At 39.9% G+C, this 16,737-nt stretch carries 17 protein-coding genes; 13 read left to right on the forward strand and 4 right to left on the reverse strand.

Annotation, left to right across the window (positions count from 1 at the left end):
• Window positions 1-16 precede the first annotated feature (16 nt).
• Window positions 17-424 carry a metal-dependent transcriptional regulator gene (locus WIW89_RS01900; protein WP_337700069.1) on the forward strand — a complete coding sequence of 136 codons (408 nt, stop codon included), beginning with the start codon at window positions 17-19 and terminating at the stop codon, window positions 422-424.
• On the opposite strand, the gene WIW89_RS01905 is transcribed toward WIW89_RS01900, so the two are convergent.
• The 3 genes from WIW89_RS01905 to WIW89_RS01915 are packed head-to-tail and all read right to left on the reverse strand — an operon-like array spanning window position 421 to window position 2,065.
• The gene (locus WIW89_RS01905; RefSeq protein WP_337699930.1) at window positions 421-627 is read right to left on the reverse strand and encodes a hypothetical protein; all 207 of its coding nucleotides are present in this window, start codon (window positions 625-627) and stop codon (window positions 421-423) included. The two genes, WIW89_RS01900 and WIW89_RS01905, sit on opposite strands and share 4 nt — an antisense overlap.
• Before the next feature lie 30 nt (window positions 628-657).
• Complete coding sequence (priX, locus tag WIW89_RS01910; protein WP_337719561.1) at window positions 658-1,125, reverse strand: DNA primase noncatalytic subunit PriX; 468 nt, start codon at window positions 1,123-1,125, stop codon at window positions 658-660.
• Window positions 1,112-2,065 carry a TIGR00269 family protein gene (locus tag WIW89_RS01915; RefSeq protein WP_337719562.1) on the reverse strand — a complete coding sequence of 318 codons (954 nt, stop codon included), beginning with the start codon at window positions 2,063-2,065 and terminating at the stop codon, window positions 1,112-1,114. Before WIW89_RS01915 ends, priX begins: the two co-directional genes overlap by 14 nt.
• 52 nt (window positions 2,066-2,117) lie before the next feature.
• Here WIW89_RS01915 and WIW89_RS01920 point away from each other — a divergent pair, with 52 nt between their 5' ends.
• Window positions 2,118-2,795, forward strand: coding sequence for a hypothetical protein (locus WIW89_RS01920; protein ID WP_337719563.1), 678 nt, complete (start codon window positions 2,118-2,120; stop codon window positions 2,793-2,795).
• A 70-nt stretch (window positions 2,796-2,865) separates the two neighbouring features.
• Here the strand turns inward: WIW89_RS01920 and WIW89_RS01925 are convergent, their stop codons facing one another.
• The gene (locus WIW89_RS01925) at window positions 2,866-4,368 is read right to left on the reverse strand and encodes an APC family permease (RefSeq protein WP_337719564.1); all 1,503 of its coding nucleotides are present in this window, start codon (window positions 4,366-4,368) and stop codon (window positions 2,866-2,868) included.
• Between the two features lie 145 nt (window positions 4,369-4,513).
• Between WIW89_RS01925 and cutA the strand changes: the two genes are divergently transcribed.
• From cutA to WIW89_RS01980, 11 genes are all read left to right on the forward strand, one after another.
• A complete protein-coding gene (gene cutA, locus WIW89_RS01930; protein WP_337719565.1) occupies window positions 4,514-6,703 on the forward strand; it encodes a glyceraldehyde dehydrogenase subunit alpha in 2,190 nt (729 codons plus the stop codon).
• Window positions 6,704-6,771: 68 nt separating this feature from the next.
• Window positions 6,772-8,001, forward strand: coding sequence for an NAD(P)/FAD-dependent oxidoreductase (locus WIW89_RS01935; protein ID WP_337719566.1), 1,230 nt, complete (start codon window positions 6,772-6,774; stop codon window positions 7,999-8,001).
• Window positions 8,002-8,003: 2 nt separating this feature from the next.
• Window positions 8,004-8,855, forward strand: coding sequence for a DUF1641 domain-containing protein (locus WIW89_RS01940; protein WP_337719567.1), 852 nt, complete (start codon window positions 8,004-8,006; stop codon window positions 8,853-8,855).
• A gap of 44 nt (window positions 8,856-8,899) precedes the next feature.
• Window positions 8,900-9,424, forward strand: a complete 525-nt coding sequence (locus WIW89_RS01945) for a DUF1286 domain-containing protein (RefSeq protein ID WP_337719568.1) — start codon at window positions 8,900-8,902, stop codon at window positions 9,422-9,424.
• Between the two features lie 137 nt (window positions 9,425-9,561).
• Window positions 9,562-11,154 carry a tetratricopeptide repeat protein gene (locus WIW89_RS01950; protein ID WP_337719569.1) on the forward strand — a complete coding sequence of 531 codons (1,593 nt, stop codon included), beginning with the start codon at window positions 9,562-9,564 and terminating at the stop codon, window positions 11,152-11,154.
• Between the two features lie 36 nt (window positions 11,155-11,190).
• Window positions 11,191-12,939, forward strand: coding sequence for a molybdopterin-dependent oxidoreductase (locus tag WIW89_RS01955; RefSeq protein ID WP_337719570.1), 1,749 nt, complete (start codon window positions 11,191-11,193; stop codon window positions 12,937-12,939).
• Between the two features lie 100 nt (window positions 12,940-13,039).
• Window positions 13,040-13,237, forward strand: a complete 198-nt coding sequence (sul7d, locus tag WIW89_RS01960; RefSeq protein WP_156007647.1) for a Sul7d family chromatin protein — start codon at window positions 13,040-13,042, stop codon at window positions 13,235-13,237.
• Between the two features lie 149 nt (window positions 13,238-13,386).
• Window positions 13,387-14,115 carry an electron transfer flavoprotein subunit beta/FixA family protein gene (locus WIW89_RS01965; RefSeq protein ID WP_337719571.1) on the forward strand — a complete coding sequence of 243 codons (729 nt, stop codon included), beginning with the start codon at window positions 13,387-13,389 and terminating at the stop codon, window positions 14,113-14,115.
• Window positions 14,112-14,963 carry an electron transfer flavoprotein subunit alpha/FixB family protein gene (locus WIW89_RS01970; protein ID WP_337719572.1) on the forward strand — a complete coding sequence of 284 codons (852 nt, stop codon included), beginning with the start codon at window positions 14,112-14,114 and terminating at the stop codon, window positions 14,961-14,963. Before WIW89_RS01965 ends, WIW89_RS01970 begins: the two co-directional genes overlap by 4 nt.
• Window positions 14,960-16,174 carry an FAD-dependent oxidoreductase gene (locus WIW89_RS01975; protein ID WP_337719573.1) on the forward strand — a complete coding sequence of 405 codons (1,215 nt, stop codon included), beginning with the start codon at window positions 14,960-14,962 and terminating at the stop codon, window positions 16,172-16,174. Before WIW89_RS01970 ends, WIW89_RS01975 begins: the two co-directional genes overlap by 4 nt.
• The gene (locus tag WIW89_RS01980) at window positions 16,171-16,440 is read left to right on the forward strand and encodes a ferredoxin family protein (protein WP_337719574.1); all 270 of its coding nucleotides are present in this window, start codon (window positions 16,171-16,173) and stop codon (window positions 16,438-16,440) included. Before WIW89_RS01975 ends, WIW89_RS01980 begins: the two co-directional genes overlap by 4 nt.
• Window positions 16,441-16,737: the final 297 nt, after the last annotated feature.

Raw genomic sequence — 16,737 nt, forward strand, 5'->3', positions numbered from 1 at the left:
AGTTAGGAATTAATTGATTGTGAGTATCTCAAGAAGAGAGCTCTCGTACCTCCTCGTCATTAAGAAGTATAATGACCAAGGACAACTTGCTAAGTTAAGTTGGATAGCAAAACAGCTAAGCATATCTCCAGCAAGTGCTTACGAGGAGCTGGAGCATTTAGAAGGTAAGGGCTATATAAAGAAGACTAGAAGTGGGATAGAAATAACAAGTGAGGGTAGGAAAGCCATAGATAATTTAATAAAAGCACATAGGGTTATAGAGTCCTTATTGGTGGAGATAGGATTTTCTCCTGATGATGCTTGTAAGTACTCTACGCAGTTCGACTTCGCAGTCCCCGAGGAAATTATTGAAAAACTCCACAAGTACCTTGGAGAACCTAAAAAATGTCCTCATGGAGAAGTAATTCCCTTAACTAATTCTTAACCAAATATGAATTTTCCCCATTTATACCTGAATAGGGCTCCTATTATTAAGAATATTACAGCTATCGGTACTACTATGTAAGGAACGAGTTGCCAACCTGGAACTCTCTCTAGTACATTAGCTACCCATATAGTCAATACAAGAAATACTGCAAGGGGACCAAGAACTACAAACCAAGTGATTGCGCTCCACTTCTTGCTCATAAAAGTTTCATCTAACTTCACAGTATAAATTCATTCGTTTAAAATTTTTGTAATTATTTCGTACATCTCTTTATCTTTTTCCTCGATCCTCTTTAGTGACCATGGGAGTAATTTCTTGGTCTTTACCCCCCGTACGACGGATTTTAACCAAGATTCATAGACTTTGCCTCCGCTCTTAGAGTAAAACTCCTCTAACCGTTTTACAGCTTCGTTCTCATCCAAACCTTTAACGTTTACCAAATACCGGCTGGCTACGTAAAGTATAAACCTCTTTCTACAGTCATGCATTCCTTTTTCCAGAACTTTTTCTATCCACTGGTAGTTCACCTTCCTCCTTCTCGGAGGAAAGAGACCCTCTACTTCAAATAGAATTTCTCCTTTCTCGTTGTACACTTTGGAGTACTTACCATCAAATACAACGTAACCCGCATAAGAACCATCTGGGTAATTCAGCGTGTATCTTATGACTTTGCTCTTTTCGTCCTCACCTTGCTTCATTCAGTACCCCCATTGAAATTCTGGCAGCACAGAACGAACAGATCTCCCTTCCTTTAGAGGTTGGTCTACCGCAGATTTTACACCTTGATATATCTTCTTCTTTTACGTATTCCTTTTCAAGGGGGCCTTGAATCTTGTTCACAAAGTTTTGAACTAACATCATCATGAAACCCGGGATTTCGTCCTCTAACTCTTCTAATTTCCTCCTTATCTTGTCCTGCGTCGCTCCACCTACCCTAAAGGTATGTGGGCACGAATCGTATAGGAACGGGATTCTATTAATGATGGCGTAAGTCAGTACTTCCTTTTCATATATTAGAAAAAGTGGTTTGATCTTTTTCACTTTGTAACCCTTCTCGGGCTGAGAGACCGGCTTTAACCTAGAAAGGTCTAGCACGTCTCCACTAAAATAACCGGATAGTACAAACTGAGCCATGTCGTTTAAGTTGTGTCCAGTTGCAATTGCGTCTAACCCTTCCCTTTCAGCTATATCGTTTAATGTGTACCTTTTGACTAACCCACACGTACTACACACAGGTCTCTTAATTTTTTTCTTAGCCTCGTCTATGGTGAAACCGTATTCGTCTTTTATCCTGATCACTTTGTACTTGACTCCCAACATTTCGAAGTTTTTCACTGCAAACTCACTACTTTTAGTAGAGTATGCTTTTCCCATGTCTATTCCGAGATCGATGTTTATTCCGACTAGTTCAAAGCCATAAATCTTTGACAGCTTATACATTAAATGAAGTAGGGTAGTACTATCCTTACCCCCTGATACAGCTACTCCTACTCTTTCTATTCCATCTAACATGTGATATTTTTTGATTATCCTCTCAAATCTGTGTTCGAGCCACTCTGAGAAGTGTATTTTACATAGAGCTATGTTAGCGTAAGGTATTTTTATAATAGCCTTCTCATCGCACTTAGCACATTTCATAATCCTAATTTTAGCATTAAAACATATAAACCAGACTGTAAAGCATAAACCAATGCAAATTCTAGCAGAAGTTCATCCTAAACATAAATTGGAAAAGTTGATGAAAATAATATCACAATTGGAGTCCTTTGATGGGTTTAACATTCCAGACTCACCTTTAGGGATGCCTTCACCCTTGCCCTCAGTAGTTGGGACGCTCATCAGGTATACTTTTGAGGACAAGAGGGTTATAATAAACCAAAGAACCTTAGACACTAACGAGCTTTTTCTCCACTCTCTATCTATAACGAGCAAAATGATGAACTTCGATATAACATTCACTAGAGGAGATAAGCCTAAAATAGGCAGGGAAGTCGGTTATGTTGCACCTGAAGAAGCGGTCAAGATTGCTAAGGAGTATGGAGTAAACGCAGGGTTGATGATCAGTATGAGAAAGAGCAGAGAGGAAATCGAGAACAGGTTAAAGGTCACGAATGCCGATTTCTATTTGGTTTTAAGGCTAGAAGACCCTGACCAGCTCGATAGGCTTAATACATCTGTCCTAATCCCTTACGTAATAGTGAAAACCGAGAAGAATAAGGAGTTGGCTAAAGTCCTTAACCAGCCCACAGTTGATGTTGACAAGGCGCAAGACTTCATACAAGCTTTAAAGAGAAAGGGTGTTGTAGGGGTTTTATTATCAGCCTTAGGAGACTATGATGCTTTATTACAACTTCAGAAGAAGATCTAAAAAACAAAGGAAAGAGAAAGGGAAAGAAGAGGTTAAAGGGTAAAAAAGTAATTTTAAAACCTAAACCTCCTTACTCTGGAGGTATCTCCTTATATACTAGGTTTAAGTCCACTCCTTTACTCTTGTTATGCATGTAAGAAACTGCGTATACTATAGCTGATCCTATAAGAGTCCCCAGAACGAAAACTAAAGTGATGAAGTCAACTCCAGTACTTGTCATAAACCCAAAGTCAGGGTTTGTTCCAGATACATAGGTTAAGTACGCGAAATATCCTATAGAGACCACTGACGCAGGGATTAATATACTTACTTTATTTTTAATACCGTGTATTAGCCCAGCTATTGAAACTACGAGGAAGTATAATGCACCTAATATAGTTGCACCATATAAAGATATAGCATTAGAAGAACCTAAGAAGAATATTACGGCTAAGAACATTGTGACTAATCCTAAATCTAGTAAGTGTGTGTAAACCGGACTTCCGTTCTTGCTCACCGAAGCAAATATCGAGGGAAGCACTCTGTCAAAAGCCATTGCGAATATATATCTAGAGAAGACTATTACACCGTATGCTAATATGAAGAACTCCCAGGCTATTAGTCCCAGTCCTATTATCCATTCTAAAACTACGTTATTAGTAAGACCTATAGCAACGTTCCAGAAAGTATAAACGAACCCGTTCTGTATATATTCTGCAGTTGTAAATCCGTAACCACCTACATAATACATTAACCCGTAACCTGCCTGAACTATGATGAAAGTGAGGATGAGGCTTATGAACACGTTGTATTTTAATGCATTCTTTCCTTTTATTTCAGCAGCTACAGCTGGACCTGCTTGCATCCACGGGAAGGTATAAAGTGCCAAGAAAGGTAACATGAATAACGTCGCATTCCAGTCGAAAGAGGGTCCGTTATAAGTCACATAAGTGATATTTAATGCTTTGAGAACTGGCTGTATCTTTATGGAGAAGTCTCCTGCATTCACAGCTAAAACTCCCATAGCAAGGATCGTAGTAAAAAGAGAAAACAGACCTAGAACCGTTATTAATGAATAACCCCATTTTGCCTTAATAATATTTATAGCAACTATTACTGCCATTACAGCAAAAGCGAGTATAAAGGAAGGTATCGGCGAGGCTAAGTAATTACCTAGGTTTACCATTGATGTCTGTCCATTTAAGCTACCTATTTCGTTAAGAACTGACTGAATTGCTGACGATGCAAAAAATGCCGTTAGAGCGAAATATGCTACGGACTCAATCATTAGAGACAACGCCATGATGACTCCTATACTTCCGTGTAGGGTTCGTGAGATCCATACGTAATCTCCACCCGTCCTTGGTACTTTTCTTATAAAGTAAGTATATATGAGAGCTTGAGGGATCGCTAGGATAAAACCGATTAGTGTAGCCACGAGCAAGTTAGAACCAGGCTGAACATAAGGTGTAATTGAACTATAAAGGGCTAGACCCGCAGACATGTTCCCGACGTTTAGCATAACGACGTCTAACATATTCACTTGTTTAATTAGACCAGAAGACTCCCTTACAAAAACGTTGCTTTTCTCCATTTAGTATCCGTTTTGAACTATTGCGCGTACTATCTAATAAAGTTTACATTATTTATGTAAAGTAACTCAGAATCATTTACTTTTTGAATTTACTTGGTCAAGTAAAAACCCAAAACTTAAATAAAATTTTTGTCTAAGTAAGCATGTGTACGTTGGACAAAGAGTAAAAAGGAAAGAAGACTTGAAGTTAATAACTGGGACCGGAAGATACGTTGACGACATACAATTAAACGGCATGCTCTACGTAGCTGTTTTAAGAAGCACAGTACCTCACGCAAAACTGAAGAATGTAGATTATCAAGAGGCATTAAAGCTACCTGGGGTAATGAAAGTTATTACCGGGCTGAATCTACAAGTAGATAACAGGCCCAGAAATTTCCCTATGGCTAAGGACGAAATTCTCTTCGTGGGGCAGCCAATAGCTGCCGTTATTGCAACAGATAGATACGCGGCGTATGACGCTCTTGAAGCAATTACTTACGAATATGAGGAATTACCTGCTGTCGTAGACCCTGAAGAAGCAATGAAAAATGAAGTGAAAGCCGTTGAAGGTAGGGATAACATTGCTTATAAGAAGACATACAAAGGAGGAGACCCAGAAAAGGCTTACGAGCAAAGCCAAGTTAAGATCGAGGAAAAAATTTACATATCCAGAGTTTATCCCGCAGCAATGGAGCCCAGAGGATTAGTAGTTGATTATCAGCAGGATAGACTAACTGTCTATGCCTCAACACAATCACCCCACTTCATGAGGTCGTACTTACTAGCCTCTTTTTCAAGTATGATTAAGGACATTAGAGTAATTCAGGCTGATGTAGGAGGAGCTTTCGGATCGAAGTTATTCCCGTATCCAGAAGATTATATTGCTGTCTATGCCTCACTAATTACGAGAAAGCCCGTAAAGCTAGTCCTTACCAGAAGTGAGGACGTTTTGTCAACTTATCACGCAAGAGGGCAGATACATAAAGTTAAGGTAGGGGCAAACAAAGACGGTAGAATTAACACGGTTATTGATGATGTAATAATTGATTTAGGTGCCGCATGGCACGGTACTTATTTGGCAGATATTGCTGCGACGTTAGTAACCGGTCCTTATGACATTAAAAATGCTCTAGCCAACGTATATGGAGTACTGACGAATAAAGTACCTCTAGACCAGTATAGAGGTGCTGGTAGACCTGAGGCAGCCTTTGTATATGAGAGAATAATAGATATATTGTCTGATGAGCTCGGATTAGACCCTATAGAGATCAGGAAGAAAAACGTTATCCAGTCAACCCCTTATAATAACCCCTTCGGACTGAAATACGACAATGGTAACTATATGAACTTGATATTAAAGGCGGAGAGGTTCTACAGAGAGATGGAACAAGAGGCGGAAAAATTACGAAAAGAAGGTAAAAGAGTAGGGGTAGGTCTATCTTTCTACGTCGAGCAGAATAATTTTGGTCCTTGGGAAAGTGCGTCCGTTAGACTATTAGCTGACGGTAAAGTGGAGGTAATAATTGGGGCCGCTCCCCATGGACAAGGAACCGCTACTGGTATAGCTCAGATAGTAGCCGATGAACTTCAAATAAGTATAGATGACGTGGAAGTTGTTTGGGGCGATACTGACAAGATCTCCAACGCTTTCGGAACTTACGGTAGCAGGAGTTTAACTTTAGCAGGTAATGCTGCATTGCTAGCAGCTAGGAGGCTGAAAGATAACATAATGAAGTTAGCAGCGTCTTTTCTTAAGAGTGATATCGAAGAATTACAATACAAAGACGGCAAGGTATATAATCCTAAGTCCGGCAAGGAAATGACCCTGAAAGAAATAGCCAGAAAAGCAACGGCAAACTTAGGCGGAGTCTGGAGGTATAAGGCGGAGCCAACGCTGGAAGTTACTGCTTCTTTCGGTTTAGACAATTATACTTTCCCATACGGTAGTCATATTGCAATGGTTGAGGTAGATGAAACCGGTAAAGTTAAAGTGTTAAATTACATTGCCCTCGACGATATAGGTTTAGTAGTAAATCCGATGTTAGCTGAGGGACAAGTACACGGGGGAGTTATTCAGGGATTCGGGGAGGCTCTCTTGGAGGAAATAGTATATAATAAGGACGGTAATCCGTTGACTACTAACTTTTCAGAATATGCTATACCAAGTTCAGTTGAGTCCTTTAATATGAAGTGGATATACTCAGAGGAAGGTAAGTCTAATGCTCCGCTCCCCGCAAAGGGAATAGGTGAAGGCGCTACTATAGGTGCACCCCCAGCAATAATTAGAGCGTTAGAAAAAGCTGTCGGTAAGAAATTTACAAAAATTCCAGTCAGAATGGAAGAATTGATTTAGTTTTTAAGATTTTTAATAAAAAAACTTTCTTACAAAAGTATTTAACCCACGGTTTCACATTGTTAATTATGCCAAAAGTCCTTGTGTTAGGAGCTAGATTTGGTGGGTTAACAGCTGCATACACATTAAAGAGATTAGTAGGTAAAGCGGCTGATATAAAAGTGATTAATAAAAGCAGGTTTAGCTACTTTAGACCTGCGTTACCTCACGTATCAGTAAATTATATGGATGTCGAACAATTAAAGATTGACCTAGCTCAAGCACTACCTGAGAAAGGTATTCAGTTCCAAGAGGGAACAGTAACTAAGATAGATGCAAAGAGTAACAAAGTTATTTATAAAACTCCATCTGGAGCTGAAACAGAAGAGGAATATGACTACGTTATAGTTGCATTAGGTGCTCACTTAGCTACAGACTTGGTTAAGGGTTGGGACAAATACGGATACAGCGTTTGTGAACCGGAATATGCTGTAAAGCTTAGAGATAAATTACTAACCTTTGAAGGAGGAAATATTGCAATTGGTTCCGGTTTCTTCTATCAGGGCCACAACCCAGCTCCTAACGTTCCTAAGAATTACGTGCCTAATGCAGATGCAGCATGTGAAGGGCCAGTTTTCGAAATGTCATTAATGCTATCGGGATATCTAAAGAAAAGAGGAGTATGGAACAAGACAAAGATCACAGTTTTCTCACCGGGCGAGTACTTATCAGACCTATCACCAAATTCAAGAAAAGCTGTAGCTGAGATCTACAAATCTATGGGAATCGAGCTAGTTCATAACTTTAAGATAAAGGAGATAAAAGAGCATGAAATAGTAAGCGAGGATGGTAAGACCATACCCTCTGACTTAACCATATTAATTCCACCATACGTCGGAAATCCTGCGTTGAAGAACTCCACACCCGATCTGATTGACGATGGAGGATTTATTCCAACCGATTTAAATATGGTATCCATAAAGTATGATAATGTATATGCAGTAGGTGATGCAAATTCTCTAACAGTTCCTAAACTGGGCTATTTAGCTGTACAGACGGGAAGAATTGCTGCACAGCATCTGGCTAATAGATTAGGAGTTAGCGTAAAAGTAGACAAATACTATCCTACTATAGTTTGTGTAGCTGATAATCCATATGAGAACTTTGCTATAGCTGTAAAAGATGATACTTGGTATGGCGGCCAAGTCTCAGAAGCAATACCTTCACCTGCAAACCATTTAAAGAAGGAGTTATTCACAAAGTACTTCATGTGGACTAAAGGAGATATGGCTCTAGAGAAGTTCTTAGCGAGCTGGTGATGATGTCCGCGGATCTCCAACTGGAATCTCTTCTTTCCGATGAGAAACTTTCATCAATTACAAAATTAGTAGATATTTTATCTACAGCCGAAAATAAGTACGGTCTTCTTTCAGCGATTCAAGGATTTTTATCAGACGAAGAGATGTTAGGAAAGGTACTATCTTCTATCATCAACGATCAGACCCTGGACTTGATGACTAAGTGGAACAATTTAATGAAGTTGGCTGATATGTTTGCTGATGAATCAACAATCGAGAATTTAAATGCTGTACTCGATTTGGTAGGAATTCTCAACAAGACCGGTATATTAGACCCGATAAAGGGACTATTACAAGACGAAGAAACACTCGGTAAAATACTTTCAGCTATAGTTAACGACAGCACTCTTAACGTCATAAGTAATTGGGGTAACATAGTAAAGTTAATGGAGTTCGCCACTAAGGAAGACACACTTACCACCCTCAACGACGTAATAGAGTTGTATAGTAAGATCAAGAAATTAGGGTTGATAGACGTGATTAAAGGAATGCTTGACGATGAGGAGACTATAGGAAAGGTTATGTCAGGGATAGTGAATGACTTTACTTTTAACTTGATGTCTAATTGGAGCGCGATAGTGAAAGACCTATCGAAAATAGACTTAACGAACTTCAAGTATTACACGTTACTAGTTAACGAGACTGGAGAAGCATTAAAGGAGCAGAAGATAATGAAGATAGATCATTGGTGGGACTTACTAAATATGTTTAAAGATCCAGAGGTTAGAGTGGGACTTGGAGTAGTAATAGCGATCTTAAAGCATATAGGAAGATATCACATGCAATACGTAGTAAATGGTAATCATAAACAATAAAAAAGAAAGAATTTTTTTATACCTTCTTTTTAAGTTATACCTTTGTGAAACTCCAGACACATTACGTTTTCTCTACGGGTTTACTTACTTTTTTTGGCACTCTCTTGACTCATCACTTTTATACTTCACTCTTTTTTTCAGGAGTAGTCGCTATATTAGGTAATACGTTAATAGATAGGTTTGGTCATGAAATAAGGAGTGTTTACGGGAGGGAAATAGTCAGGAGGACTCCCCTCACTCACACTCTGCCGAGGAGTGCGGTTTGGGGTTTTATTCCGGCATTAGTACTAACACTACTTTACTATTATGTGTATAACTATCTGAGCAAAGAACTGGTGTTTTTAACTCTAGTTAGTTTGTTGAACGGACCATCACACATGTTATTGGACGTGTTTACTGAAAGAGGAATATACGTAAAGAGGAACGGGAAGTGGAAAAGATTTGCACTAGCCCACTTCTCTTACGATAACCCTGCAGTAAACGGGATGGCAATTCTGTTTGGAATACTGATGTTATTTACTTCCTACTACATAGGAGGTTATAATCACTACTACTATTATCATTATTAATAGAGAACTCAGCTTAAAGGAATTACTTCATCGTTCCGCTACGGTCGCTCTCATCATTCTCTCTTCATTTTGTGATCAAGTATTTAAGGTCTTACACCTAAATACATATTTTAGTCTTTCTCGATAAGGTGATAGAATTGTCACTTTGGTATAACATTAAGGACTCTGATGTTTATCTTCATAAGGGAATTACATACTATAGTCAAGGGTTGTACGACGATGCCCTTGGAATGTTCGAGATGGCGTTGAAAGTAGATCCAGTAAACGTGGAAGCCCTTAACTACAAAGGTCTATCTTTGATAGGTCTCAGCAGATACGATGAGGCTCAGAAAGTGTTCGAGGACGCGATTAAGCTCGACCCCCACAACTTGGTTGCCCATCTGGGTTTAGGAGTGGTTTACCTAAATAAGGGTAAGTACGACGAGGCTCTCAAGGAGCTGAATAAGGTCTCTAGAAAGAACCCTAACTCCATTGAGGTACATAACCTCAAAGGGCAAGTATACTACAAGATGGGAAAGTATGAGGCAGCAATAAGGCAATATAATGAAGCTTTAAAGCTCGACCCTAAGAACGCCGCTATTCATTACAATAAGGGCTTAGTGTACTTCGCAATGGGTAATTATAAAAAAGCTATAGAGGAGTTCGATATAGCTGTTACCTTAGAGCCGACTCTCTTCGAAGCGATCAGGAAGCTCGAAGAGGCTAAACAGAAATTGTTACAACAACCTACAAGACCGAGGCAACAGAAGGCTAAAAGGCAGGCTAACGACATTGATTACAGTAAGTGGGTAGGTAGGAAAATTTACGGTTATAAGGTAGAGGGTATTCTGGGGGAGGGAGGGTTCGGCGTAGTTTTTCTTGTCAGTTATGGTGGGAAGTACTATGCAATGAAAATAAGAAAAATCTCGTATTCCCAAACTACACCAAACGACTTAACACAAATAGCCTTAGACGTATTCCAGGATCTTCAGACGGAGTCCGCTAATCTAATTAACTTATCAAAGAAGTCACCACACCTCGTAGAGATATTTGCTATCTACATAGACTCCAATAAGTTAAGGAACGTTGTTCAAGGCAATTTAAGGGAGTATACTCAGAGCCCCCCAGCAATAGTGATGGAATACATGGAAGGAGGTGACATTAGGGCGGTTGTAAATGACCGTACGGTATATTCTTCCTTGTGGTATAAAGTAGTCGCGTTAATAGGCTATCAGATAGCAAGTGCCTTAGAAGTCGTCCACAAAGAAGGTTATGTACACCTAGACGTTAAACCGGAGAACTTCTTCTTGAGCAAGAAGATAAACTTTACGACCACTCAAGATATCCTTAACCAGTTTATAAACGGTAGTGTAATCGTAAAGTTGGGTGATTTAGGGGCGGCTAAAAAGATAGGGCAGAGGGTGACGGAGATTTCCCCCTTATACGCTCCTCCAGAACAATTCAACGTTAATTCGCTTGCAGACCCAAAGATGGACGTATTCTCCTTAGGAGCATCCTTATACTCTCTATACAAAGGAGTTCACGGTTTTAACCCTCCAGAGATAGCCAACTCAAGCTATCCCGATGTGGTAAGCAAATACTACAATTACTTCAATGGGTTAGTGAACGATTGCAATATGAGGGGTCAAAACTGTAATGCTTTAGAGAGGGTCTTATTATGGTTGGTTCATCCAGACCCGAGGCAAAGACCGAACATGACTACCGTGAAGGAATGGTTAAGCAGAGTTTAACGGTAATTTTTTAAACTTACTCCCACAGTTGTCCTCATGGTAATAGCGTGTACTAGAGACTGTTATGACACTTGTGTTTTCTCTGGTGAAAATTATAAACCCCTTAACATTTTTCCCGTAAACGGTTTTACATGTTCAAGGGGTAGGACAGACCTAAAGAGAAACGAAATCAATAGGGTCTTACATCCTCTAATTGAAGGTAGGGAGGTGGAGTTGAAAGAGGCAGTGAGGAAAGTTGCGGAGATTGTAAAGAACACTCCGAAAGATAAAATACTCCACGTAGACTACGACGGAAATCAGGGTTTGTTGACTTGGTACTTCCCGGCTAGGCTGTGGAATGCTTTAGGTACACTATCAACCGATTACTCAATATGCTCTAGAGAAGGTCATGAAGCGATAAAGCTTCATTATGGTTCTTCACTAGGTGCACTACCTGAGGACTTCGAAAAGTTCGACTCTGTCGTGTTCTGGGGAAGTGAAGCGGTTTTCTCATTTATTCATGGATGGGCTTTGGTGAGGAATAAGTTTAAGGTTGCTATAGACGTTAGGTTAAGTGAAACAGCGAAAAGAAGTGACAAGAGATATGTGATAAAGCCTTCTAGTGATTCTTTCTTAGCAGTAGGTATACTGAAACATCTCATGAACTATTTGAATTCACTAAACCCTCTGTTAGACGATCCTGAAAAGTTAAGATGGTATGTTGACAACTATACGTGGGCTGAAATCGAAGAAACAACTGGATTGAGCAGAGTTGAAATCGAGGAAATAGCTGAGATTTATATAGAAAAAAGACCGCTTACCATAATCGGTTTTGCCCTCGGAAGGGCATATCATGGTGGTTACGCTATAGCTCTCATTTCGTTAATCCCAGCACTTCTCGGAATACCTTACGGTTTTTACTATTCAAACAGTCAAGGCTTGGGAATCGACTTTGACTATTTGAGGGGTCTGCACTATTCTAGACCGGGGAATATAGTGCCAATGGCTAAGGTAGGAGATTATGTAGAGGAGGGAAAGATAGAGGTTTTGTATGTTTGGAACTCCAATCCGTTACACTCACTGCCTAAGAGTCATAAGATTCTTAAAGCCGTAAAGGAAGGGAGGGTTAAGCTTATCGTACACGATCCCTTTTTGAGCGATACAGCAAAAGTAGCCGATATAGTTATCCCAGCGCCCACGTTCCTGGAAAAGCATGATGTAGTATATAGTTATTGGCATAACTTGCTGGTTTATAACGAACCGATAAGACCCGCGAAAGGTATCGACGAAATTAGGTTAATGAGGATGATAGCAAAAGAACTCAGTATTTCTCATCCCCTCATAGAGGAGGACGAGTGGAGTGCTTTGAACTACGCGCTCAGGAATACTGGTGTAACAGTGGATAGGTTGAAGAGGGAAAAGATAGTGAAAGTCGAGGTCAAAAGGGAGGTAAAGAAAGTCAAGGTCGAACCATTACCGGAGCTTGTTAGACCACCTGAAGGTTATTATTTAGTCTTCTCCTCCCACCCCAACTACACAAACAGTCAATTTAAAGAGGTTTATGGGGGTAGAGAACTTGAAGTCTATAACTGCTGTTATGAAGGTTACGGAATACTTGAGGGAAACGACATGAAGGTCGAGGTTAAAATGTTGAAAGACGAGAGTTTACCCAAAGGTATTCTATTTACCTACAAGTCCTTTTTAGTCTCCGACAAGGCGTTGTTAAACGCTATAGTCCCCGCTGATATGAACGATTATGGAGGAACGCCGGTATTAAATGGAAAAGTGAGGCTAATAATGAAATAAATTGTAACGTGTTACTAATGCTATTTGGATTAAATGTAATACCTCATATGTAACGAAAATATTAATAAAAGACAATCTACATAGAGAGGATCGAGAAAAAATGGCAAAGGTAAAGTTCAAGTATAAGGGAGAAGAGAAAGAAGTAGATACTTCAAAGATAAAGAAGGTTTGGAGAGTAGGAAAAATGATATCCTTCACTTATGACGACAACGGAAAGACTGGTAGGGGGGCTGTAAGCGAGAAAGACGCTCCCAAAGAGCTATTAGACATGTTGGCAAAAGCCGAGAAAGGAAAGTAAAAGATTTTAAGATAAACCAAGTAATTTTACACAGCATCTTTTTGTTTTTCTTCTTCTACTTTTTATACTCTAAAAATTTCTTAAATATTCAAAATTATTAACTTATTAACATTAGTCAAACGTATAAGTATTAAAACTAATTTATAATTATGAGTACAGTAGTTGCTCTCTTCAAAATTGTGCCAGACGACACCCTGATAAGGATAACGCCTCACGGTATCGACTTAAATGTACCCCTTAAGATCAGTACGTATGATAAAAACGCAATCGAAGAAGCCGTAAGGATAAAAGAAAAGTACGGATTTAAGGCTATAGGCATTACTGCAGGGATCACTGATAGAAAGAGCATAAGGGAAGCCCTAGCTATGGGACTAGACGAAGTGATCTCACTGGAAATGAAGGAAATGGACGTACAGTCCGTTGCTGAAAATGTAGCTGAGCAGATAAAAGGCATTAACTTCAAGTTAGTAATCGGAGGAGAAACCACGACCGATAGTAGTGGAGGTGTACTTATACCTTACTTGGCTTCACTTTTGGGATACCCTGCGATTACTTACGTGAGATCTCTTACGCTTATCGAAAATAAGGTAAGGGCTGAGAGAAACTTGACATCTTTTTCTCAAATCGTCGAAAGCGACTTACCTGCCATAATCTCGGTGGTAGGAGAGATCAATACACCCAGGATCCCTAGCGTTAAGCAAATTCTCGAATCTCAGAAAAAACCGATAAGGACAGTCCAATGTAACTCGTCTTCTAAGATCAAAATAGTCTCCCTGACCCCTTACGTGATTCAGAGGAAGAAGGTAATCATAGAGGGAAAGATGGAAGAAGCCGTGGAGAAACTCATACAATACTTAAAGGAGGAAAACGCGTTATGACCACAGTAGTATATTCGGAGGACTTAGACTTTATAAAGACAGCATTAAGTATGGTAGGAGAAAAAGTAATAGTCGTCTCTAAGAGCGAGGTAAAACTCGGTGAGGAGAACCACGTTATCGGACAAGAAGCTAAGGAGGAGAAGATCGCGGAGTACATAGTAGGTTTAAGACCGGAATTGACAATAACGGGGAGCACTAAAAGAGATAAGACTGTTGCCGGACTTGTTGCTGGTGCTCTAAGAGTACCCACAATTCCCGAGGTGATCGAGCTTTTCGATAACAAGGCTAAGAGGATAGTTTATAGCGGTATGGGTATTGCAGAACTCGAGTTCACCTTACCTATCGTGATAACGGTCGTTAAGAAAAACGTGGAAGTGAAAGTAAACCAAAATTGTAAAGTCTTTAAGGTCGACCTACCAGGCACCGAAAAGGTCAGAATTTTGGAGGAAAAACGTAAGGAGGGTGGTAATGTTGATTTGTCAAGTGCTCAGATCATTGTAAGCGTGGGAAGAGGTATAGGCTCTAAGGAAAACATTAAATATGCTGAGGAGTTAGCGAATGCGTTAGGAGGGACGTTAGGCGGAAGTAGACCTGTTACAGCTGAGTTAGGGTGGCTCCCCGAAGACAGACAAATAGGCTTGTCTGGACAGAAAGTAAAGCCTAAACTTTACATCGCCTTAGGAATCTCGGGACAGCCTCAACACTTAGCTGGTATAAAGGACGCAAAGGTTATTGTTGCTGTAAATAAAGATAAAAACGCTCCGATCGTAAATAATGCGGACTACATAATCGTCGGTGACGCGGTAGAATTTTGTAAGATACTCACTGAAAAGGTGAGGAACAAATGAGCTTTGACGCCGACTTGATAATTGTGGGCGGAGGGCTCTCGGGTTTATCTGCCGGTATAACTGCTGTAAGGGAGGGACTCAACGTAGTCCTTCTAGAGAGAGGGGAATACAGCGGGGCTAAGAACGTGTCTGGAGGAAGAATGTATATCCACTCATTACTTAAGCTTATACCAGACGCTTTGGAGAGGGCTCCCCTAGAAAGACCAATAACTAAGGAAACTTACTACATATTCTGTGAGAATAACCGAAAGATAACGTTTAGTTTTGAGGAAAGAGGTAAAAGGAATAGTTACAGCGTTCTTAGGGCTAAGTTCGATAGATGGTTGGCGAGTGAGGCTGAAAATCTAGGTTTGCTAATTTCCTACTCTACCAACGTTTACAACGCCTATAGGGAAGGGGGAGGAATCACATTGGAGACTGACAAAGGTTCATTAAGAGCACCTCTAGTGATTGACGCATCCGGAGTTACGTCAGTAGTGTTCAGGAGTCTGGGTCTAAGGAGGTTTACAGCGGATAAGTGGATGCTAGGAGTTAAGGAGATCGTAAAAGCTGATTTGCAGGAAGGACAAGAGGGAGAGGCAATAACTGTCGTCAATGCAATAAAAGGGGTTAAAGGAGGAGGATTCGTATACACCAATAAGGACACATTATCAATAGGGTTCACAGCGACTTTCGATTCGCTACCGAAAGGCGAAGTTCAGGCTAAAGACCTAATAGAGGCTTTTAGAGAAAGAATGGGAATTAAAGGGGAAGTACTAGAGTATTCAGCTCATGCGATCCCTTATTACGGCTATAATAATCTCCCTCCTTTATATACAAAGAATGTAATCGCCGTAGGCGATGCCGGAGGTTTCCTAATCAATGACGGCTTTACTATTAGGGGTATGGATCTAGCTATAGGCTCTGGTATTATTGCAGGTATTGCCTCTAAGAAGATCGTCGAGAGTAAGACCTACGAGGACACAGAGATTTACTACAAAATGTTAGAGGAGAGTTTCATCTTAAAGCATCTGAGATTAGGTTATAATAGGTTTAGCGTGATAAACTCGTCGTTGTCTATCTATCCTGAAATACTATGTAATGTTCTATCTGACATGTTTACTGTCAGTGAGGAGAGAAGGATGTTGATCACAGACGCTTTAATTAGGCTGAAAGAGAAGGGTGTTTCTCTAGGTAAAGTTGTAGACGACTTGAGGAAGGTGATGTTATGATTCCCTTATTGAAGCGTTTAGGGCTTAACACTTATGATGTAGACAAAACCCCGCATATAGAGGTCGACCAAGAGAAATGTCTCCGTTGTAAAGATAAACCTTGTACCTTATCTTGTCCAGCTGGTACATATGAACCGTCACCAGAAGGTGGAATCATAGTACATTACGAGAGATGTTTAGAGTGTGGTGGCGCGTTAGTTATCTGTCCTTATGGTGCTATTAAGTTCAGGTTTCCAAATGGTGGTATAAAGTATAAGTACGGCTGATTTCTAATTAATTGGCTAAACTTTTACCACTTACTTCTAAATTTGATTATACTACATCCATTCAATATGAATAACTGAATTTATCAAAATAACTATATATTAAGCTGTGAAAATGCTTAATATAAATCTTGATAATACACGGGAAAAAATGGTAGAAGGTATGGAAATAATATTTGTTAAAAATACATTCTTAAAATTCAAGAGTTTGTAAGTTCCTCTAGCCATTTCTGCCATTTGACTCCATTTTCATCAATTCCGCTTTCAACCTCGTACCCCATTCCCATCCATCCTGCCATT

Source organism: Stygiolobus sp. CP850M (genome assembly GCF_037389425.1).
Taxonomy (GTDB): domain Archaea; phylum Thermoproteota; class Thermoprotei_A; order Sulfolobales; family Sulfolobaceae; genus Stygiolobus.